At 40.5% G+C, this 20,255-nt stretch carries 21 protein-coding genes; all 21 read left to right on the top strand.

From position 1 onward, the window contains the following. Positions 1-62 precede the first annotated feature (62 nt). The 21 genes from ureC to groL all read left to right on the top strand — a co-directional run bounded on the left by ureC (position 63) and on the right by groL (position 20,205). Positions 63-1,913 (top strand): urease subunit alpha, encoded by a 1,851-nt coding sequence (ureC, locus tag HMAT_RS23650; RefSeq protein WP_104385301.1) that lies wholly within the window; start codon positions 63-65, stop codon positions 1,911-1,913. 8 nt (positions 1,914-1,921) lie between these two features. Then, positions 1,922-2,416 carry an urease accessory protein UreE gene (locus HMAT_RS23645; RefSeq protein WP_104385300.1) on the top strand — a complete coding sequence of 165 codons (495 nt, stop codon included), beginning with the start codon at positions 1,922-1,924 and terminating at the stop codon, positions 2,414-2,416. Between the two features lies 1 nt (position 2,417). Beyond that, complete coding sequence (locus HMAT_RS23640; RefSeq protein ID WP_104385299.1) at positions 2,418-3,104, top strand: urease accessory protein UreF; 687 nt, start codon at positions 2,418-2,420, stop codon at positions 3,102-3,104. 97 nt (positions 3,105-3,201) lie between these two features. Beyond that, positions 3,202-3,831 (top strand): urease accessory protein UreG, encoded by a 630-nt coding sequence (ureG, locus tag HMAT_RS23635; RefSeq protein WP_104385298.1) that lies wholly within the window; start codon positions 3,202-3,204, stop codon positions 3,829-3,831. A gap of 13 nt (positions 3,832-3,844) precedes the next feature. Beyond that, positions 3,845-4,816, top strand: a complete 972-nt coding sequence (locus HMAT_RS23630) for an urease accessory protein UreD (RefSeq protein ID WP_104385297.1) — start codon at positions 3,845-3,847, stop codon at positions 4,814-4,816. Then, entirely contained in the window at positions 4,809-5,288 is a 480-nt protein-coding gene (locus HMAT_RS23625; RefSeq protein ID WP_104385296.1) for an urease accessory protein UreE, read from the top strand. Before HMAT_RS23630 ends, HMAT_RS23625 begins: the two co-directional genes overlap by 8 nt. Positions 5,289-5,394: 106 nt before the next feature. Continuing rightward, entirely contained in the window at positions 5,395-6,444 is a 1,050-nt protein-coding gene (gene mutY, locus HMAT_RS23620) for an A/G-specific adenine glycosylase (protein ID WP_104385295.1), read from the top strand. A 19-nt stretch (positions 6,445-6,463) separates the two neighbouring features. Then, positions 6,464-6,922 carry a single-stranded DNA-binding protein gene (locus tag HMAT_RS23615; RefSeq protein ID WP_104385294.1) on the top strand — a complete coding sequence of 153 codons (459 nt, stop codon included), beginning with the start codon at positions 6,464-6,466 and terminating at the stop codon, positions 6,920-6,922. A gap of 293 nt (positions 6,923-7,215) precedes the next feature. Then, positions 7,216-8,256: a phenylalanine--tRNA ligase subunit alpha gene (pheS, locus tag HMAT_RS23605; protein ID WP_104385292.1), complete on the top strand. Its 1,041-nt coding sequence runs from the start codon at positions 7,216-7,218 to the stop codon at positions 8,254-8,256. Between the two features lie 115 nt (positions 8,257-8,371). Then, complete coding sequence (locus HMAT_RS23600; protein ID WP_104385291.1) at positions 8,372-8,947, top strand: TetR/AcrR family transcriptional regulator; 576 nt, start codon at positions 8,372-8,374, stop codon at positions 8,945-8,947. A gap of 261 nt (positions 8,948-9,208) precedes the next feature. Further along, complete coding sequence (rlmD, locus tag HMAT_RS23595; protein ID WP_104385290.1) at positions 9,209-10,621, top strand: 23S rRNA (uracil(1939)-C(5))-methyltransferase RlmD; 1,413 nt, start codon at positions 9,209-9,211, stop codon at positions 10,619-10,621. Between the two features lie 7 nt (positions 10,622-10,628). Further along, complete coding sequence (locus HMAT_RS23590; RefSeq protein WP_104385289.1) at positions 10,629-11,027, top strand: hypothetical protein; 399 nt, start codon at positions 10,629-10,631, stop codon at positions 11,025-11,027. A 153-nt stretch (positions 11,028-11,180) separates the two neighbouring features. Next, complete coding sequence (locus HMAT_RS23585; protein ID WP_158656074.1) at positions 11,181-11,942, top strand: hypothetical protein; 762 nt, start codon at positions 11,181-11,183, stop codon at positions 11,940-11,942. A gap of 200 nt (positions 11,943-12,142) precedes the next feature. Further along, positions 12,143-12,832 (top strand): OmpA family protein, encoded by a 690-nt coding sequence (locus HMAT_RS23580; protein ID WP_183078685.1) that lies wholly within the window; start codon positions 12,143-12,145, stop codon positions 12,830-12,832. A gap of 249 nt (positions 12,833-13,081) precedes the next feature. Next, the gene (gene miaB / locus HMAT_RS23575; protein WP_104385286.1) at positions 13,082-14,518 is read left to right on the top strand and encodes a tRNA (N6-isopentenyl adenosine(37)-C2)-methylthiotransferase MiaB; all 1,437 of its coding nucleotides are present in this window, start codon (positions 13,082-13,084) and stop codon (positions 14,516-14,518) included. 37 nt (positions 14,519-14,555) lie between these two features. After that, positions 14,556-15,833, top strand: a complete 1,278-nt coding sequence (locus HMAT_RS23570; RefSeq protein WP_104385285.1) for a sigma-54-dependent Fis family transcriptional regulator — start codon at positions 14,556-14,558, stop codon at positions 15,831-15,833. A 10-nt stretch (positions 15,834-15,843) separates the two neighbouring features. Next, positions 15,844-16,359: an LptE family protein gene (locus tag HMAT_RS23565; protein ID WP_104385284.1), complete on the top strand. Its 516-nt coding sequence runs from the start codon at positions 15,844-15,846 to the stop codon at positions 16,357-16,359. A 12-nt stretch (positions 16,360-16,371) separates the two neighbouring features. Beyond that, positions 16,372-17,445 (top strand): hypothetical protein, encoded by a 1,074-nt coding sequence (locus HMAT_RS23560; RefSeq protein ID WP_233789549.1) that lies wholly within the window; start codon positions 16,372-16,374, stop codon positions 17,443-17,445. A gap of 12 nt (positions 17,446-17,457) precedes the next feature. Continuing rightward, positions 17,458-17,877 (top strand): preprotein translocase subunit SecG, encoded by a 420-nt coding sequence (gene secG / locus HMAT_RS23555; RefSeq protein WP_104385282.1) that lies wholly within the window; start codon positions 17,458-17,460, stop codon positions 17,875-17,877. Positions 17,878-18,178: 301 nt separating this feature from the next. Further along, the gene (gene groES / locus HMAT_RS23550; protein ID WP_028070710.1) at positions 18,179-18,454 is read left to right on the top strand and encodes a co-chaperone GroES; all 276 of its coding nucleotides are present in this window, start codon (positions 18,179-18,181) and stop codon (positions 18,452-18,454) included. A 113-nt stretch (positions 18,455-18,567) separates the two neighbouring features. After that, complete coding sequence (gene groL / locus HMAT_RS23545; RefSeq protein ID WP_104385281.1) at positions 18,568-20,205, top strand: chaperonin GroEL; 1,638 nt, start codon at positions 18,568-18,570, stop codon at positions 20,203-20,205. The last annotated feature ends 50 nt before the right edge of the window (positions 20,206-20,255 follow it).

The following is a 20,255-nucleotide window of genomic DNA, read 5'->3' as shown; positions in this document are numbered from 1 at the left end:
TCAAATCTAAAGCTGTTGAGAAAATGAAGAAATTAAAATTCAGACAATCTAAATAATATAGTATGGGAGGATGGAATAGACGCGAATGGATTAAGGTTGTAGGTCTCACGACATTGGGAACTACTGTTGGTCTACATGCGCTTGGTTTAGATAAACTAGGTTTAGATAAATCATCTGTTAAATACATTGATGGGGAGCTTTATATCCCTAGGGAAAAATATGCTGCTCTTTTTGGCCCGACAACGGGTGATAAAGTGCGTTTAGCTGATACGGAACTGTTTATAGAAATTGAAAAAGATTTCAACGTATATGGCGAAGAAAATAAATTCGGTGGCGGTAAGACAATCCGTGATGGTATGGGACAATCTGCCCGTGCCCTGCGTGATGAGGATGTTTTAGACTTCTGTATTACCAATGTGATCATTATTGACCACTGGGGTATTGTGAAGGGCGATATCGGTATCAAGGATGGTAAAATTGTTGGTATCGGAAAGGCGGGTAACCCCGACGTACAGGACGGTGTAACCAAAGGTATGGTTATCGGAGCCTCTACAGAAGTGCATGGTGGAGCTGGTTATATCCTTACTGCCGGCGGTATCGATACGCACATTCACTTTATCTCACCACAACAGATCGAGACTGCGCTGTACTCAGGTGTGACTACATTTATCGGTGGTGGTGCCGGTCCGGCAGATGGTACACTGGCCACAACGGTTACATCGGGTAAATGGTATATCGAGCGTATGTTTGAAGCATTTGAAAACTTACCGATCAACGTTGGTTTCTTCGGTAAAGGTAACGTCTCGACAACCAAGCCGATCGAAGAGCAAATTGAGGCTGGTGCATTGGGCGTGAAAATCCATGAAGATTGGGGTGCTACGCCTGCAACAATCGATGCCGCGTTAAAAGTTGCAGACAAGTATGACGTACAGGTGGCGATACACACGGATACATTGAATGAAGCTGGTTTCTTAGAAGATACAGTTGCCGCGATCGACGGCCGTGTCATCCACACGTTCCACACGGAAGGAGCTGGTGGTGGACACGCACCTGATATCATCAAAATTGCGATGTATCCAAACATCCTCCCTGCATCTACCAACCCGACAAAACCATTTACAGTGAATACCGCAGAAGAGCATCTTGATATGTTGATGGTCTGCCATCACCTGGATAAAAATGTGAAAGAAGATGTTGCCTTTGCAGATTCACGTATCCGACCACAGACGATCGCTGCAGAGGATATTCTTCAGGATATGGGTGTATTCTCCATTATGAGTTCGGATAGCCAGGCGATGGGACGTGTAGGTGAGGTGATCTCGCGTACATTCCAGACCGCGCATAAAATGAAAATACAGCGTGGACCCTTGGCTGAGGATAAAGGTAAAGATAATGATAACTTCCGTGTAAAACGTTATGTGTCCAAATTTACCATCAACCCTGCAAAAGCACATGGTGTTGATAAATATATCGGATCTATTGAGACAGGTAAATATGCCGATTTAATCTTATGGAAACCCGAGTTGTTTGGTGTGAAACCCGAGTTGATTATCAAAGGTGGTATGATCCTAGGGGCAAAAATGGGGGATGCAAATGCTTCTATTCCTACACCACAGCCTATCATCTACAGACCGATGTTCGGAAACTACGGTAAGGCTGTATCAAAATTGTGTTTCAACTTCGTTTCAAAAATCTCTTTGGAGAATGGAAATATCCAAAAATTGAATTTATCACGTAAATGTTTGCCAGTAGAGGGCTGTCGTACAGTGATGAAAAAGGATATGGTACATAATCATGCCACACCAAATATTGTGGTCAATCCAGAAACGTATGAAGTAACAGTGGATGGTGTTTTAGCAACTTGTGAGCCGCTAAAAGAGCTTCCAATGGCACAACGTTACTTCCTGTTCTAATTACATATATGATTTTAGCAAGAGACATTAAAGGCAATATTTGGGCAGATGGCAAGGAACTGGATGCCACGGAGCTTGATTTTTTAGAGCTTGAATGGTTTGATACCGAGCGGCGTATCATTCGGGGATTTACCGTTCAGGGCCGGGAGATCGGATTTAAAAATTTGGGTGAAGACTCTTTGCTCGATGGTGATGTTCTGTTTGAAACAGAGGAGTTCCGTATCGTTGTCCGAATATTGCCCTGTCCTTGTTTGGTCGTCCGACCAAAAAATGTATTGGATATGGCAAGAGTATGTTTAGAAATAGGCAATAAGCATATTCCTGTTTTTATCAACGCAGCTCATGAAATCATAGCGGCTTACGAAAATCCGCTGTGGGAACAATTACAGCGGGCGGGATTTACACCAACGAAAGAGTTAAGGGTAATCGAACGCACACATACATTGCGCATACATCAGTATGCCGTAGTGCAAAATAAAATCACACTAGCAAAGGAGGTATAATATGAATCCATTGTTGACATTGATGCAGATCAATGATTCCGTTTTTCCGATTGGAGGATTCACACATTCCTATGGATTGGAAACCTATATAACCAAAGGTCTCGTACACGACTCGAAAACTGCCAAAGAGTATGCACAGACTTTATTGGAACATAGCTTTTATTATAACGATGCGGCCTTTTTTCATAAGACTTGGCAGTTATGCGAGACAAAGGCAACGAAGAAAAAGGTCGCAGAATTAGATGCCTTGATCACAGCCTTTAAAGCGCCCTATGAAATTCGGGATGCAAGTAAAAAATTAGGAATACGCTTCTTGAAGCTGACAGAAAAATTGCAGCCAGTTAAGCGTTGTTCAGCCTATTTAAAAGCAATAAACACGCAAGAACTGCATGGACATTACGCTATGGCATTTGCCATGTTTGCCCATGCGCAAGGGATCAGTTATACAGATGCATTGAGTGCATTTTATTATAATTCACTCAATGGTATCATGACCAACTGTGCTAAATTGGTTCCTATAAGTCAGATGGATGCACAACAGATACTATTTAAGTTGCAGCCATTGATCAATAAGTTGGTTGCCGCACAACCTGCGTTGGAAGAGGATTTAATCGGTAATTGTTGTATCGCACAAGATATCCGTTGCATGCAACATGAAAAGTTATATACACGTATCTATATATCGTAAAAGCAAGATTACTGCTATACTTGAAATTTGTCCCTTTAAACGAGCTAAATTTTAAGCATCATAAACTTCATCTAAGCGATGAAATAAATAGTTAAGGATGAAAAAGACGTCAAAAAGAAATTATGTAAAAATTGGTGTTGCCGGACCTGTTGGATCAGGCAAGACTGCTTTGATCGAACGATTGACACGTTCGATGTCCGCAGATTATAGCATCTGTGTTGTTACAAATGATATTTACACACGTGAAGATGCAATGTATCTACAGCAAAATTCGGCACTACCTGCTGAACGCATCATTGGTGTAGAGACTGGCGGATGCCCACATACTGCGATCCGCGAGGATGCATCAATGAATATTGAGGCTGTGGAAGAATTGGCCGGCCGCTTTGAGGATGTGGAGCTGATTTTTGTTGAAAGTGGGGGGGATAACCTGACAGCAACGTTCAGCCCGGATCTAGCGGATTTAACAATCTTTGTTCTTGATGTTGCCGAAGGTGAAAAAATGCCACGCAAAGGTGGGCCAGGTATTACACGCTCAGACTTATTATTGATCAATAAAATTGATCTGGCGCCCTATGTGCATGCCGATTTGGAAGTCATGCGCCAGGATACATTGCGCATGCGCGGAGAACGTCCTTTTATTTTTACCAATCTGATGACATTAGAAGGGCTGGAAGATGTAAAGAAATGGATCAAGGAATACGCTTTATTAGAACAAGTAGGCTAAAAAACAATAGGATATGGATAGTAAGATAGTATTAAATGTAGCCAAAGAGGACGGTAGAAGCAGGCTGAAAGAAAGCTACCACAATGCGCCTTATAAATTAACCCATTATGGAGCAGCGAATCTAACTGACCATCTGGAAATGATTATTATGAGTGCATCGCCCGGTATTATGGATACAGATCATCTTCATATTGATGTCCATGTAAAGGAAGAGGCCCAGCTAAAACTGTTTACGCAGTCTTTCAATAAATTGCATCCAATGAAAACCGGTGCTAGCCAGCATACAGATGTACAGGTTGCTTCGGGAGGGGTATTGCATTACATCCCACATCCGGTCACGCCTTTTAAAGACTCCATATTCAAGGCGACTAATCATATTCATTTAGCAGAAGATGCGGTTTTGATGTGGGGTGATATCATCAGTGTAGGACGTATTTATATGAAAGAAGCATTTGAGTTTGATCGTTTGCATACACAGACTAAGATTTTCAGATCCGGAAAACTAGCTTTTATTGATAATCAGCTGTTGCAACCAAAAATGCAGCCCATCCAAAAAATACTGTTCTTTGAAGGCTACACCCATCAAGCGACCTTCTTATTCTCCGCTCTTTTTGCGCAGGAATTAAAGAACGAACTTGATGAAATATTGACTGTAGAATATAATGATATCTCCTATGGATTTACACTGGCTTCATCAGATGTCGTTATTCTGCGAGCGCTGGGTTCTGATGGTGAATTGCTCTATGATTTTCTGCAAATGCTGGGGCAATTGTGCTGGGATTTTACCATGCATAAACTGTCGGAGTCAAAAGAAGTTGAAGTTATCGAGAATGAGGGGGCTGAGCCTTTGCCCGTCGTGGCAGAAGCGGTTGTTGCAGAATCGCTTTTGACCGAATCTGTTGTTACTCAAAAGAAAAGTACAGCCAGTCCTCGGAAAAAGAGGGTAAGCAAAAGTAAAACGGAGGAAGGACTGAAATATGCGTAAATCGAAAGAGCCTACCGAAATCCTCATTGAGTCCATTCCCAATTTTGAGCATGTAAAATTCAATCGTGAATCGGATATCTTGGATCTTTCCTACTTTGAAGTGAATAAACGTGTTATCCATCGTAAGACGCGTAAGGGCAATACGGTCAAGATACAACGGGATGACAGCACGGCCCTACAGTCGGGACAATGTATCTATCATAGTGATGATCTGTTTATACAGATCAATATCTTGCCTTGTCTTTGTGTACTGCTTGAAAGTCAGGATCTTTCCATGGTCGGCGAATTTTGTTTCGATGTTGGCAATCGTCATTTGCCCGTGTATCTGAAAGCTGATGGGCGCTTTGCTGTCTCCTATGACGGACGCTTGTATCAGGCATTAAAAGAAAAATATAATGGTTCTATTAGTTTGGAAAATGCCATTTTGGAACCGGACGAACAGATTACATCACTTCGTCATGCGAAAAAATAAAAGGTTCACATCCGAACAGTTATTTTAGGCTTTGATTTGATCACTGAACCTGATCTTTGTTTGCGCTCTGCTTGAAAATGCTGAAAAATTGTGCATTTTTGTTGTTATGACATTTGGTGCGGAATTGCAGGCCTGGTATTTACAACATAAACGTGATTTACCATGGCGGGAAACAAAAGATGCCTATAAGATATGGCTTTCGGAGATTATCCTGCAACAGACTCGGGTAGAACAAGGGATGCCCTACTATTTACGATTTGTAGAAAGGTTTGAAACTGTCGTTGACTTTGCCAATGCGGAGGAAGATGATATTTTATACCTTTGGCAGGGACTCGGTTATTATTCAAGGGGACGGAATATGCATAAGGCTGCACGAATCGTTCGAGACGAATATGACGGCATTTTTCCAGTAGACTATAAAACACTGCTAAAACTTCCCGGTATAGGCGAATATACTGCGGCGGCAATATCATCCTTTGCCAATAATGAGGCCCAGGCGGTGCTGGATGGGAATGTGTTTCGTGTACTGTCGAGATACTATGGAATACACACGCCGATCAATTCCACTGAAGGCAAGAAAATTTTTACGGCTATAGCCCAAGAAAATTTAGACCATGACCATCCGGCATTATACAATCAGGCCATTATGGATTTTGGGGCAATTCATTGCAAACCAAAACAACCCTTTTGTATTACCTGTATGTTTAATACATCATGTTATGCCATCCTCCAGGGGGAAGTTGATCGACTGCCCGTTAAACTTAAAGGCAAAGCAAGCAGAGAACGGTATTTTAATTATTTTATCCTTAAAGACGAGGTGCAAATTTTGATGTCAAAGCGCGGAGAAGGCGATGTCTGGCAGAATTTATACGAGTTTCCCCTGATCGAGTCCGATCGGACATTAACGATACCAGAGATTCTTATAGATGAGCAATTTGTCCGTTGTTTTGGGGAAAAGGCGGAGATTAAACTCCTGCAAAAACAAACTAAACATATCCTGAGCCATCAGAATATTTATGCGACATTTTTTGAAGTGCAGTTAGCGGGCGGTCTAAAACAAAAAAAATCCAATTGGGATTATGTATTTTTAAAAGATTTAGATAAATTAGCTAAACACAAGTTGATCTTTACCTTTTTGGAAAGATCCAATTTTTAACCATTTATGCTTTTAAATTATGTCAGGAGTTAACAAAGTTATTTTAGTGGGACACCTTGGAAAAGACCCCGAAATTCGATATTTAGAAGGCAATGTCTCCGTTGCCAGTTTCCCATTGGCAACTTCAGAAACGTATAACAAGGACGGAAAACGGGTAGAACAAACCGAGTGGCATAATATTGTCATGTGGCGCGGTTTGGCAGATGTGGCGGTAAAATACCTTACAAAGGGCAAATTGGTCTATATCGAAGGTCGATTACGCACGCGCACTTATGAAGATAAAGAGGGGATCAGGCGTTATGCTACTGAGGTGGTAGCTGAGACATTTACTCTTTTGGGACGGAAATCGGATTTTGAACCAGCAGGAACTGCTAATGCGGGCAATGTTGCTAGCACCCCGGCGCAGAAGGCCGAGGATAAAGAAATCGAAGTTGATTTCACTGAAAATGATCAGGAAGATAATCCGCTTCCATTTTAATCGAACTTAAAAGTCGCTTTGAATATTGAGCGGATATCATTTTATATTAATATTATTATGGGCAAAAGAGCAGATGAAAGTCTGCTCTTTTTGATTTTTGGTTACTCTTGCTTGCTTCTGACAGGAATGAAAAAATCATCTTACCGTTGTTTACTGTTCAAAGAGATGATTATAAACAGGTTTATTCTGGTTAATCTTAATCGAAATTTTGCGGACGAAGAGGTTTTCGACGCCGTTTGGGAGATTGCTAAAATTTCTTTTTGGCAGAAATTTTGGCTATGTTTGTCGTAATTATGTTGCAAGATAAAATTACGCAGTATACTGAAGAAATTAAGGCGTTTGTGCCATCTTCTTCAGCCGATGTAGAAAATTTCAGATTGAAGTTTTTGGTTTCCAAAGGGATCGTAAAAAATCTTTTTGACGAATTCAAAACAGTTACTCCTGAAGAAAAACGTACTTTGGGGAAAGTACTGAATGAATTTAAGCAGTTGGCAGAAAACACATTCAAGGAAGCACAAGAGAAATTTGGTTCCGGTGAGAAGCAAAAATCCCAACAAATGGAAGGTGATTTAACATTGCCTGGAAACGGATTTCAATTGGGATCCAGACATCCGATTTCATTGGTCCGCAAGGAAATCGTTGAGATCTTTAAGAAGCTCGGCTTCATTGTCTCTGAGGGACCAGAGATTGAAGATGACTGGCACAATTTCTCCGCATTGAATTTTCCTCCTGAACATCCGGCGCGTGATATGCAAGATACATTCTTTATCAAAAAACAGGAAGGTAACGATATTACGCTAAGAACGCATACATCTTCTGTTCAAGTTCGCCTAATGGAAGCTGGTAAACCACCTTTCCGTGCGATTATGCCTGGACGTGTGTATCGGAATGAAGCTATTTCTGCACGTGCGCATTGTTTCTTTCATCAGGTAGAAGGATTATATGTGGATGAAAATGTTTCATTTGCTGATCTGAAGCAGACTTTATACCATTTCGTTCAAGAGATGTATGGCGAAGGAACTAAAGTGCGTTTCCGTCCTTCTTATTTCCCTTTTACAGAACCTTCTGCGGAGATGGATATTTCATGTACGATCTGTAAAGGTGCTGGATGTAATCTTTGTAAATATTCTGGTTGGGTAGAGATTTTGGGTTGTGGCATGGTAGATCCGAATGTACTTGAAAATTGTGGAATCGACAGTAAAAAGTATTCGGGTTTTGCCTTCGGTATGGGTATCGAACGGATCACAAATCTTAAATATGTGATCAAAGATTTGCGACTTTTCTCTGAAAATGATACGCGTTTCTTAGCTCAGTTTGAGACTGAATTAATATAAAATCAATGCTAATAAAGACTATTGAGACCATCACACTACTGCCAGTCCCTACGGATGTCTTATTCGGCCCGGGTATTGGAAATAGTGTGATGTGTGGTAGTCTTATCTGAAGAATATGGAACCAGATCATATCATTGAATCCATAAAAAGAACAGCACGGGAACTTTTTCGTCAAAATGGTTATCATAAAACCAGTGTAAACACGTTGGCTAAAAAAGCTAAGATTGCTAAAGCGACTGTTTATAAATACTTTGATAGTAAGGAAATGATCTTGCATGCCATTTTGATGGATTATCTGCGGGCGAGTCTGCTGGATATCTTAAAGACCACAAAATATGAGGATGATATGGCCTCTTTTTTGGCTTCAACCATTCTTCGTGTCAGCCGGCTGACCTATACAGCATGCAATGAGTTGATTGGTTGGGAATTTATCCGTGAGTCGGCCAATGCACAGGAATATCTAAAAACACTATCTGAGGATCTGGAATTCCTGCTTTTGAGCACATTTATCCAGAATGAAAAGATTAACGAAGCGATCAGTGAGGAAAAACTGACATTTTTGATCAAATCAAGTAAGAGCATTGTATTCTCTTTTGCTTTTACTGCCGTTTCGGATGCCGATGTGCGTAAAAATTTCATTTCTTTTCAAAAAGAGATTCTTCCGTACCTTGTTCAGGCAACAATCCTCTAAGTAATAAGGGGTCTGTTATTTATCCCTTTTATTCACCTATTAAATAAACTTCCTTTTTTTGCTGCTGTCTGCCGTTTTCTTTTTTTAAGGAGTGAGCCTGATTTTATACCATTCCATAGGTTTAGGCAGTGCTGAATATCACTTGACTGGTAAGGAAATTTGTCTGATCAAAATGGATTATTGCGCGATATGAGAGGCCTTTTTTTTAAGACCATGTAGGTCAATGAAAAATCATTATAAAAAATTGTATTTTTGCAAACTATGAGTAGAAGAATTCCGCAAGAAAAGAAGTTCTTGAAAGATATCGCAATCATTGATATTGCCGAAGAAGGTAGAGGTGTAGGAAAAACCGATGATCTGGTTCTGTTTATCGAAAAAGCTGTCCCCGGTGATGTTGTCGATGTGGAGTTAATGCGCAAGAAGAAGAATTTTGCTGAGGCTCGGGTAACGAGTCTGAAGGAAGCTTCTACTTATCGCGTAGACCCTTTTTGTGAGCATTTTGGTGTCTGTGGAGGCTGTAAATGGCAGCACATGAGCTATGAATCCCAATTAAAATTTAAACAACAGTCTGTTGATAATGCTTTATCCCGTATCGGGAAAGTAGATACTTCCGCCATGGAAGATATTTTGGGATCGGCTCAGACGGAGTATTATAGAAATAAATTAGAATATACATTTTCCAATAAGAAATGGTTGACTTCTGTTGATGAGGATGCGTCGCAATTGGAAATGAATGCTTTGGGCTTTCATGTGCCGGGGCGATTTGATAAAATTCTGGATATTGATCATTGTTTTCTTCAGGAAGACCCTTCCAATGAGGTTCGGAATACCATACGGGACTTTGCACTAAGCAAAGGAATGACTTTTTATGATCTCCGCGAGCATACTGGTGTATTACGCAATCTGATCATCCGTATTTCGTCTACTGGTGAGATGATGGTGATTGTGGTTTTTGCTTATCCAGAGGAAGGCCAGGTGGAATTATTGATGAATTTCATCAATGAAAAGTTCCCTCAGATTGCTTCGCTCCTGTATATCGTGAATCAAAAGCGCAATGATACCATCTTTGATCAGGATATTCGTGTATATGCAGGCCGTGATTTTATTTATGAGGAAATGGAAGGTCTTCGCTATAAGGTTGGACCGAAGTCCTTCTACCAGACCAATTCGGCTCAAGCATACGAACTCTATAAGATCACACGCGATTTTGCGGATTTAAAAGGAGACGAGCTGGTGTATGATTTATATACGGGCGCTGGTACAATAGCAAACTTTGTCGCTAAGAAAGCAAAAGAAGTCGTCGGAGTTGAGTATGTCCCTACTGCAATTGAAGACGCGAAGGTAAATTCGGCAATCAATAGTATCAACAACACGAAGTTTTATGCTGGGGATATGAAAGATGTGTTGATTCCTTCTTTCATTGCTGAGCATGGTAAACCAGATGTCGTAATTACCGATCCACCACGGGCAGGTATGCATGCGGATGTTGTGGCCCGTTTATTGGAGATGGAATCACCGAGAATTGTTTATGTCAGTTGTAATGCTGCGACACAGGCGAGAGATCTAGTTTTATTGGCGGAAAAGTACGAAGTGAAGCGTATTAAACCGGTGGATATGTTTCCACATACACAGCACGTAGAAAATGTCGTTCTATTGGAACTAAAAAAATCATAATATATATATGGAAGTAGAGGATTTATTTTCGGGCGGAGCAAGGGAGGAAGCCTCGCAATCTACTGGGCAGAGTCCATTGAAAAGTTTGCAGGTTGATCTTGATTTTTATAGTGAGTCGATCCGTGAAGTTGCGATGGAAATCATGGAGGAAGGCTATTCTTCCTACCCGATTTTTGTGGCACATCAACATGAGGTTTCGGTGGGAGAGGTAATCTTAGATCGTACGGAGCTCGAAACGAATTGGACGATCAATGCCTCTACGTTGGAAGAATTTGTCGAAATGGATATCATTCAGGAAGACCGTAAAGCTACTTTTATCCAGAATTATAAATCTGTTAAGGATTTTATGTGCCTGTTCGTGGTTGTTGCCGAAGGAGCCAATTTTGTCTTTTACCCCTATAAATAAAGAAGGAATATTTAAACTTTTTTAACAATACAATTGTCAAACTATTACTATTTTTAACAAAATAGGCTTGGGGGCATGATGGGTAAATAAGACCGGAACGCTAAGTGCAACATGAAGTTTTAAAAGCTTGGCGTGAAATAACAATATATTCCAATGAGAAGAATACACATACATATAGGAGGGCTTTTAGGCGTATTGATGTTGCTTTTAACGACATTCGGCGCAAGGGCACAACATATACAGCAAGTGTCGGGTATGGTGATGCAGAAGGGGACAGCTAATAGAATTGGCGATGTGGTGGTGCTAAATTTGCGGACGAGCAGATCGGCATTGACAAACTCTTTCGGTGTCTTTACGATTGACGCTTCTGTGGGCGATTCGCTTTCTTTCACTAAAGTCGGGTTTTCACCGGTAAAAACCGTGTTGACAAACCTGAATGAATTTTATATTGAAATGCAGGAAGGGATAAAGCTTGAGACAGTAATCGTAGAACGCAAGTCGAAAGAAGCCGAACTGAATGAGGCGATGGGGAATTACTCCAAAAAAGGCGTCTATAATGGCGGGAAAAACAAATTTGGAACCTATTTAGGAAGCCCTGCTACGGCACTTTATAATCTTTTTGGACGGGAAGCAAAAAATGCAAAACGTTTTGGACGTTTTATGGACCGTGAAAAAGAAGAATTACAGGTCGACCGTATTTTTTCACGCGCGGCTGTCCAGAAGTTAACAAAGTTGGACAGTGTCGATTTAGATGCTTTTATGGTGCGTTATCGTCCTTCATTTGATCTTGCCGAGCATTGGGGACAATATGACTTGATGAACTATGTGCAACAGTCTTTACAGGATTTCGAAGCGAAGGGCCGTCCAAAAGGGTCATTGTTGCCAGATATCGAAGTTAAGACGCAGGAGAAATAAAACAATTTCCTTTTCATACTGTTAGTTCTTGTGAACAGTGAGCATCGGGATTATTTGTAGCGAATTGTCTTCATTTAGCCACGTTGTAATGCCTTTTTGGGAGTATCGTAACAAAAAAGTTGAAAAAGGATGCTTTTGGCACTTTGTTTGATTTTAACATGAACAGTATTTAGTTTGAATATTAAAAGTCTTAGATAGATATGAAAATGAATAGAAAATTAGCTGTATTTGGTTTGACTGTTGCAACCTCGGCTATGTTATTTGGAAGTTGTTCTACAATCCAAAATACAAATAATACGACTAAAGGTGGTGTAATCGGTGGTGTAGCGGGTGGTGCTTTAGGAGCATTAATTGGTGGTAAGGCTGGTAATACGGCTATTGGTACATTAGCAGGTGCGGCCATTGGTGGTGCAGCCGGTGTATTGATCGGTAAGAAAATGGATAAACAAGCAGCTGAGATCTCTAAAACTGTTGAAGGTGCTGAAGTAACTCAATCTGCAGAAGGTATTGTTGTGAAATTTGATTCAGGTATTTTATTTGATTTCAATAAATCTGATTTGAAAGCCACTGCGAAAGATAATATCGCAAACTTGGTTACCACTTTAAATAAGGAACAAGGGACAGAAATTTTGGTTATCGGACACACAGATAATGTAGGTACTTTAGCTGCGAATGACAAAGTTTCTTTAGACCGTGCAAATGCGGTACGTGCATTTGCTGTATCTAAAGGGTTGGCTTCTTCGCGTATTAAAACTGAAGGCAGAAACTTCTCTGAACCAATTGCAAGTAACGATACAGAAGCAGGACGTGCGCAAAACCGTCGTGTGGAGATTGTTATCGTGGCTGGCGATCAAATGAAGAAAGAAGCGAAACAACAAGCAGGTCAATAACGCACTGAGCAGTTTGTTCCCGCGAGACGCTATATTGTGTAACGCTCCGGCAGGAGTAAATTGTTGAATTTCGAAAAAAATAAAGGCACGGAAATTTATCCGTGCCTTTTTTGTAAAATATCCTATCAGCCCCCCACGAGATAAATTATTTACTCAGAAATTTGACAAAGTATAAACCATATTTCTGGCTGACAAACTGTCATTATATGGATTTTAATTTCTAACTTTGTAGTCTTTGAAAATTGAGCTATGCTAGATTTAACACATACAACTAAGGAACACGACGAATCTCGTCAGGGTGAGGCATTGTTATTAGAACAGGATCCAAAGATCAGTAATGGGCGTAAACTGTACATTGAAAGTTACGGTTGCCAAATGAACTTCTCGGATAGTGAGATCGTTGCTTCTATTTTGTTGGATAAAGGTTTTGAGACAACAAAAAATTATCAGGAAGCAGATGTTGTCTTTATTAATACTTGTTCAATCCGGGAGAATGCAGAGCAGCGTGTTCGTAATCGACTGAAAGAATTTGAGGCGGCTAAGACCAGAAACCCCGGAATGATCGTTGGTGTGCTGGGCTGTATGGCCGAGCGTTTAAAATCGAAGTTTCTTGAAGAAGAAAAATTAGTTGATGTTGTGGTAGGTCCTGATGCGTATCGTGATCTTCCTAACTTGATTGATAAGGTTGATGATGGTGCAAAGGCAGTGAATGTACTGCTGTCACGTGAGGAGACTTATGCCGATATTAATCCGGTTCGTCTAAATTCAAATGGTGTGACAGCCTTCATTTCGATCATGCGTGGTTGTGATAATATGTGTTCATTCTGTGTGGTTCCTTTTACCCGTGGACGTGAGCGCAGCCGTGATCCTCATTCTATTGTGAAAGAGGCACAGGATTTATTCAATGCCGGATATAAAGAAGTGACCTTATTGGGTCAAAACGTGGATTCCTATAAGTATACAGCACCCGTTGCAGAAGGTGAAACGCCGGGCGAAACGGTAACGTTTGCCAAGTTATTGACCATGGTAGCTGAGGTGAGCCCGCTTTTACGCGTTCGTTTTTCGACTTCCCATCCAAAAGATATTACAGACGAGGTTTTATATGCGATTGCCTCACATGAAAATGTTTGTAACTACATCCATTTGCCGGTACAATCCGGAAATTCCAGGGTTTTGGAACTGATGAATCGTACTTACGATCGGGAGTGGTATATGGAACGTGTAGACGCTATCCGCAAAATTATTCCGGATTGTGCGATTTCTACTGATGTTATTACGGGTTTCTGTACAGAAACAGAAGCAGAACATCAGGAAACATTATCCATGATGGATTATGTGAAATATGACTTTGCGTACATGTTTGCTTATTCGGAAAGACCGGGTACATTAGCTGCGAAGCGCTATGCGGATGATATTCCAGAGGATGTCAAAAAACGTCGTTTGACTGAGGTAATCAACAAACAGCGTGACCATAGTTTATATCGTTACCAGCACTTTATTGGAAAGATATGTAAAGTCCTTATAGAGGGTTTTTCAAAGCGATCTGAGTTTGATTTCTGTGGTCGTAATGATCAAAATGCCTTAGTTGTATTTCCTATAGATCCTCGTTACAAACAGGGTGATTATGTCAACGTGCTTGTTGAATCATGTACGTCGGCAACCTTGCTCGGTAAAATTGTTGATTAAGAAAACTTAATATAAATTTATTTCCAACTGGAAATTTATGGATAATCAAGATATAAAAAATAGGTTTGGAATCATCGGTAATTCACCGTTGTTAAATCGGGCGATAGACATTGCCCGGCAGGTGGCTCCAACTGATATTTCTGTATTAATACAAGGTGAAAGCGGTAGTGGTAAAGAAGTTTTTTCGCATATTATCCATCAATTGAGTTCCCGTAAGCATGGGCCGTTTATAGCGGTCAACTGTGGGGCGATACCGGAGGGAACAATAGATTCCGAATTATTCGGCCATGAAAAAGGTTCTTTTACCGGAGCTCATGAGGCACGTAAGGGCTATTTTGAAGTCGTTGATGGCGGAACAATTTTCTTGGACGAGGTCGGGGAGCTCCCTTTGGGCACGCAAGCCCGATTACTACGTGTTTTAGAATCCGGAGAGTACATTCGTGTAGGATCATCAAAAGTACAGAAAACGAATGTACGTGTGGTTGCCGCGACAAACGTCAACATGTTTGAAGCTGTCCAAAAAGGTAAGTTTCGGGAAGATTTGTATTACCGTCTGAACACCGTGCCGCTGCGTGTCCCTTCACTTAGGGAACGCCCTGAAGATATCAATTTATTGTTTCGTAAGTTTATTGTCGATTTTTCGGAAAAATACCGCTCTCCCGGAGTGCAATTGACTGAAGATGCTCAAAATATGCTGCGCAACTATAATTGGCCGGGAAATGTGCGTCAATTAAAAAATGTGGCCGAACAGATTGCCGTTTTGGAGAAAGAACGTGTTGTTGATGCGCATACCCTGCAAAACTATTTGCCAAATGAATCGCGGACGAGTTTACCGGCTATAGTTTCATCAAATAATAGTGCAAAAGAAGATTTTTCAGAAAGAGATCTGCTTTATAAGGTTCTTTTCGATATGAAGAAAGATATGGTCGATCTCAAAAAACTCGTTGTTGAGCTGATCCAGAAAGGCGTGGATTCTTCAACGTTCGATCAAAATTCGCCTTATATAAATCAGCTCTATCAGGAAATTGAACCCCAGATAAAATCCGATGCCGAAGGATACGGTATTGCGCCGACACTGACGATACATTCGCCTAATAATAATACGGCAAATGTCTTGAAGAATCCTGTTGCGCAAGATGAGTATCTGCAAGATGCACAGGAAGTGGAAGAGTCTTTGTCCTTGGTGGACAAGGAATCTGATCTTATCAAGAAAGCCCTGAAAAAACACCGCGGCAAACGCAAGGCAGCGGCCCAAGAATTAGGGATTTCCGAGAGGACTTTGTATAGGAAAATTAAAGACTTAAATTTAGACTAAGGTTTTGCAGATGTTGTCAAGAAGAATTTTATATACCTTGCTCACGACCGCTTTTCTATTCATAATGAACAGTTGTGGTGTAAAATATGGATTTACGGGAGGATCTATTCCAGAAGGGATGAAGACCGTCAATATTCAATATTTCGAAAATATTGCGCCTTTGGTTTATCCAACTTTAAGCCAGAATTTTACGGAGGCATTAAAGGAGCGTATTCGCAATCAATCCCGATTAAGTCAGGTCAACCAAGATGGTGATGCTACTTTTGAAGGGTTCATTACAGATTATACGATCAGTCCTGCAGCTGTTGAAGCAGGGACGGATCGGGCTGCAATGAATAGATTGACTATTACCATTAAAGTTTCTTACCACAATAAGATTAACCCAAAAGACGACTTTGAACAGCCTTTTACACGCTTCAAAGAATTTGCTGGAAATCTTCAGAGTGCACAGGAAGAGAGCTTGGGTAAGGAGGTTATCCAGATGTTGACAGAGGATATTTATAATAAGGCGTTTGCCAACTGGTAATCTTATCCCAAGATGAATACGACTATGCCACTATCGAATAATGAGCTTTTTTTTCGAGCGATCAATCATCCGGAATCTGTTGATGAGGAAATGATTTTGGGCTTGATTGAAAAATATCCGTATGCGCAAAGTTTACGATTTATTTATGAGCGTAAAGTTTTTGGTGAAAGCAAACCTGTCCAGAATTTATCGTTTACATTGCTTTATGCTTCGTCTCCAAACTGGTTGTACGAATTTGTGCATAGCAGACCAACGCTAGCGAGGGAAGAGATCCAATTGGAGGATATCATAATTCTTGAGGACGACTTTGATGAAGATGTTGAGGCAACAGTAGTGGCTGAGACCGAAGTTGAGGTGGTGGAAACTGAAGTTGAAAAGGTCGTGGAAAAGACAGATGAATTGGACCGTTTGATTCAAGCAGGTGTAGCGCAAGACTATTTTCGTTCGAGTGAAGCAAAAAAACAGGTCGCCCCGGTTGAGGAACCAGAAATAGCTGAGCCGATATCTTCTGAAACAGCTATTCAGCCACTCAAGGATACACAGGAACGTGTCTCGGTCTATGATGATGATACAATGCCCTATAGTTTCTTGTGGTGGTTGCATAAAACGCGACTTGAATATGCTGAAACCTATCAGCCTTATGTAAAATCACCTTTGGGTCCTATGACACCATCAAATGATGATATTGCCAAGATTCATGAAAAATTGGATAGTCAGCTATTGGATCAACAGATTCGGGAAAATATTTTCCATCTGCAATCGCCGGAGGCAAAACTCAGCGATGAGGTGAAAACAACAATTGCTTTCCAGATTCCGCGCAAAACGGATGAAGTGATCGAGAAATTTATCCGCGAGGAGCCTATGATACAACCACTACAGGCTGAAAAGTTGGATTTGGAGAATAAGGCTAGAAAAAGCTCGGAAGATCAGCATTCACTGGTAACGGAGACCCTTGCAAAAATATATACCGAACAGGGTTTATATCCTAAAGCAATAGAGGTTTACGAAAAATTAGTTTTGAAATATCCAGAAAAAAATGCTTACTTTGCGGCACGCATAACAGAATTAGAAAAGAAATTAAATTAATTACATAAAGAGATGCAAGGATTATTAATTGGTCTTATCATATTAGCTAGTATTATTTTAGCATTTTTGGTTTTAATCCAAAATCCAAAAGGAGGTGGTTTATCATCTGGTTTTTCCGGTGGAACAAATCTAATGGGTGTAAAACGTACAGGAGACTTTTTGGAAAAAGGTACATGGATCATGGTTATCGCTATTATGATTTTTAGTTTGGGTGTTAACATTATGGGAACAGCACCAAGTACATCTAAAGGTGGCTTGGGTGGTCAAATTGAAGCTCCGGCACAACAACAGGGACCTTTGAACTTGGGTACGCCAGCACAGAAACCTGCAGGTGCTCCAGTAGGACAAGAGCAAGCTGCTCCAGCGCAATCAGAGCAAAAAACTCCGGCGACAACGCCAGCAGCTAAGCCAGCTGAAGAAGCAAAAAAATAGTTGCGAACAAAGAAATTCAAAAGGCCTCGTCTACCATTTAGACGAGGCCTTTTTTTGTTATACGCGGGTTTGTCAGTTTAATTATCAAAGTATCGTCGGAATGGCCAACATGGTTTTGTAAGGATGTCAGACAAACAGTGACAGTGTGACAGCAAAATCCGCTTTTCTTTATTGATATGTTAAGTTTTCGGTGAAAAATTGTCTTATACATCACCTTATTTACAATTGGCATAAAAGATGATGTGTTTATAACGATTATAACATAACAATAAATTCAATAACAGATAAAAGTAAATTAATTATGGCATTAAGTATCAAACCTATCGGAGATAGAGTAGTAGTAGAAGCTGCTCCAGCAGAAGAAAAAACAGCTTCAGGGTTATATATTCCCGATACAGCAAAAGAAAAACCATCTCAAGGTACAGTAGTTGCTGTAGGTACTGGCAAAGTTGACGAGCCGTTAACTGTAAAAGTAGGTGACAAAGTTTTATATGGTAAATATGCAGGCACTGAAATTACTTACGAAGGAAAAGAGTATTTAATTATGCGTGAGTCTGATATTTACGCTGTTATCTAAGCGGTCAAAAGTTAAAATTATAAAGTTAAATTTAAAAAATTGAGGCAGTGCGTAGTTGAGACTTGTCATATTAGCGTCTTACTACCAATAGCTCAATACTCAATACTAAAGAAATGGCAAAACAAGTAAAATATAACGTTGAGGCTCGTGAGGCCCTTAAAAAAGGTGTAGACACTTTAGCTAATGCTGTTAAAGTAACATTAGGTCCAAAAGGACGTAACGTAATTATTGAGAAGAAATTCGGTGCACCGGTAATTACTAAAGATGGTGTTTCAGTTGCGAAAGAAATCGAATTGAAAGATGCTTTAGAAAATATGGGTGCTCAAATGGTAAAAGAAGTTGCTTCCAAAACTGCTGATCAAGCTGGTGACGGTACAACTACAGCTACTGTATTGGCACAAGCAATCGTTGCTCCGGGTATCAAATCTGTAGCAGCAGGTGCTAACCCAATGGATTTAAAACGTGGTATTGACAAAGCTGTGGCAGCTGTTGTTGCTAACTTGAAATCTCAATCTCAAGAAGTTGGTCAAGATAACAACAAAATCAAACAAGTAGCGGCTATCTCTGCGAATAACGACGAGGTAATCGGTTCTTTGATCGCGCAAGCGATGGAAAAAGTTGGTAACGATGGTGTTATCACTGTTGAAGAAGCAAAAGGTACTGAAACAGAAGTAAAAACTGTAGAAGGTATGCAATTTGACCGTGGATATTTATCTCCATATTTTGTTACGAACTCTGACAAAATGGAAGCGGAATTAGATAACCCTTACATTTTGATCTACGACAAGAAAATCAGCAACATGAAGGAGTTGTTGCCTATCTTGGAAAAACAAGTTCAAACTGGTAAACCATTGTTGATCATTGCTGAAGACTTAGATGGTGAAGCTCTTGCGACATTAGTTGTCAATAAAATTCGTGGTTCACTGAAAGTGGCAGCTGTAAAAGCTCCTGGCTTTGGTGACCGTCGTAAAGCAATGTTAGAAGATATCGCTATCTTAACTGGTGGTACAGTAATCTCTGAAGAAAGAGGTTTCAAATTGGAGAATGCTGAGTTATCTTATTTGGGTCAAGCTGAAAAAGTTCAAGTTGACAAAGATAATACGACAATTATCAATGGTGGCGGTAACGTAGATGACATCAAAGCTCGCGTTGCTCAAATCCGTTCACAAATCGAAACAACAACTTCTGACTACGATCGCGAGAAATTACAAGAGCGTTTGGCAAAATTGTCAGGTGGTGTTGCCGTATTATACGTAGGTGCTACTACTGAGGTCGAAATGAAAGAGAAGAAAGATCGTGTTGATGATGCTTTACATGCAACTCGCGCTGCAGTTGAAGAAGGTATCGTTGCTGGTGGTGGTGTTGCATTTATCCGTGCTACTGAAGCTTTGGTAAGCCTTAAAGGTGAAAACGAAGATGAGCAAATCGGTATTGACATTATCAAACGTGCTATCGAAGAGCCTTTACGTCAAATCTGTAATAACGCAGGTATCGAAGGTGCAGTGATTGTTCAAAAAGTGAAAGAAGGTACAGCTGACTTTGGTTATAATGCACGTACTGACCGTTACGAGAACTTAATCGCAGCAGGTGTAATCGACCCTACTAAAGTATCTCGTATTGCTTTGGAAAATGCAGCTTCAGTTGCTTCAATGTTGTTGACAACAGAGTGTGTATTGGCTGATGAGGCTGAAGAAAACCCTGTAGGTGCTGGTGCTCCTCCAATGGGTGGTGGTATGGGTGGAATGATGTAAGATCATCCAAACTATCTGGATATAACAAAGGCTCATCTGGAATTCCAGAT

The organism is Sphingobacterium sp. HMA12 (assembly GCF_002933815.1).
Taxonomy (GTDB): Bacteria; Bacteroidota; Bacteroidia; order Sphingobacteriales; family Sphingobacteriaceae; genus Sphingobacterium.
This window is presented reverse-complemented; position numbering and strand designations above follow the sequence as displayed.

Bases quoted from the DNA above. Each gene is read 5' to 3' on its own strand.
- ureC (WP_104385301.1), top strand. From the start codon at position 63: ATGGGAGGATGGAATAGACGCGAATGGATTAAGGTTGTAGGTCTCACG.
- HMAT_RS23645 (WP_104385300.1), top strand. From the start codon at position 1,922: ATGATTTTAGCAAGAGACATTAAAGGCAATATTTGGGCAGATGGCAAG.
- HMAT_RS23640 (WP_104385299.1), top strand. From the start codon at position 2,418: ATGAATCCATTGTTGACATTGATGCAGATCAATGATTCCGTTTTTCCG.
- ureG (WP_104385298.1), top strand. From the start codon at position 3,202: ATGAAAAAGACGTCAAAAAGAAATTATGTAAAAATTGGTGTTGCCGGA.
- HMAT_RS23630 (WP_104385297.1), top strand. From the start codon at position 3,845: ATGGATAGTAAGATAGTATTAAATGTAGCCAAAGAGGACGGTAGAAGC.
- HMAT_RS23625 (WP_104385296.1), top strand. From the start codon at position 4,809: ATGCGTAAATCGAAAGAGCCTACCGAAATCCTCATTGAGTCCATTCCC.
- mutY (WP_104385295.1), top strand. From the start codon at position 5,395: ATGACATTTGGTGCGGAATTGCAGGCCTGGTATTTACAACATAAACGT.
- HMAT_RS23615 (WP_104385294.1), top strand. From the start codon at position 6,464: ATGTCAGGAGTTAACAAAGTTATTTTAGTGGGACACCTTGGAAAAGAC.
- pheS (WP_104385292.1), top strand. From the start codon at position 7,216: ATGTTGCAAGATAAAATTACGCAGTATACTGAAGAAATTAAGGCGTTT.
- HMAT_RS23600 (WP_104385291.1), top strand. From the start codon at position 8,372: ATGGAACCAGATCATATCATTGAATCCATAAAAAGAACAGCACGGGAA.
- rlmD (WP_104385290.1), top strand. From the start codon at position 9,209: ATGAGTAGAAGAATTCCGCAAGAAAAGAAGTTCTTGAAAGATATCGCA.
- HMAT_RS23590 (WP_104385289.1), top strand. From the start codon at position 10,629: ATGGAAGTAGAGGATTTATTTTCGGGCGGAGCAAGGGAGGAAGCCTCG.
- HMAT_RS23585 (WP_158656074.1), top strand. From the start codon at position 11,181: ATGAGAAGAATACACATACATATAGGAGGGCTTTTAGGCGTATTGATG.
- HMAT_RS23580 (WP_183078685.1), top strand. From the start codon at position 12,143: ATGAAAATGAATAGAAAATTAGCTGTATTTGGTTTGACTGTTGCAACC.
- miaB (WP_104385286.1), top strand. From the start codon at position 13,082: ATGCTAGATTTAACACATACAACTAAGGAACACGACGAATCTCGTCAG.
- HMAT_RS23570 (WP_104385285.1), top strand. From the start codon at position 14,556: ATGGATAATCAAGATATAAAAAATAGGTTTGGAATCATCGGTAATTCA.
- HMAT_RS23565 (WP_104385284.1), top strand. From the start codon at position 15,844: ATGTTGTCAAGAAGAATTTTATATACCTTGCTCACGACCGCTTTTCTA.
- HMAT_RS23560 (WP_233789549.1), top strand. From the start codon at position 16,372: ATGAATACGACTATGCCACTATCGAATAATGAGCTTTTTTTTCGAGCG.
- secG (WP_104385282.1), top strand. From the start codon at position 17,458: ATGCAAGGATTATTAATTGGTCTTATCATATTAGCTAGTATTATTTTA.
- groES (WP_028070710.1), top strand. From the start codon at position 18,179: ATGGCATTAAGTATCAAACCTATCGGAGATAGAGTAGTAGTAGAAGCT.
- groL (WP_104385281.1), top strand. From the start codon at position 18,568: ATGGCAAAACAAGTAAAATATAACGTTGAGGCTCGTGAGGCCCTTAAA.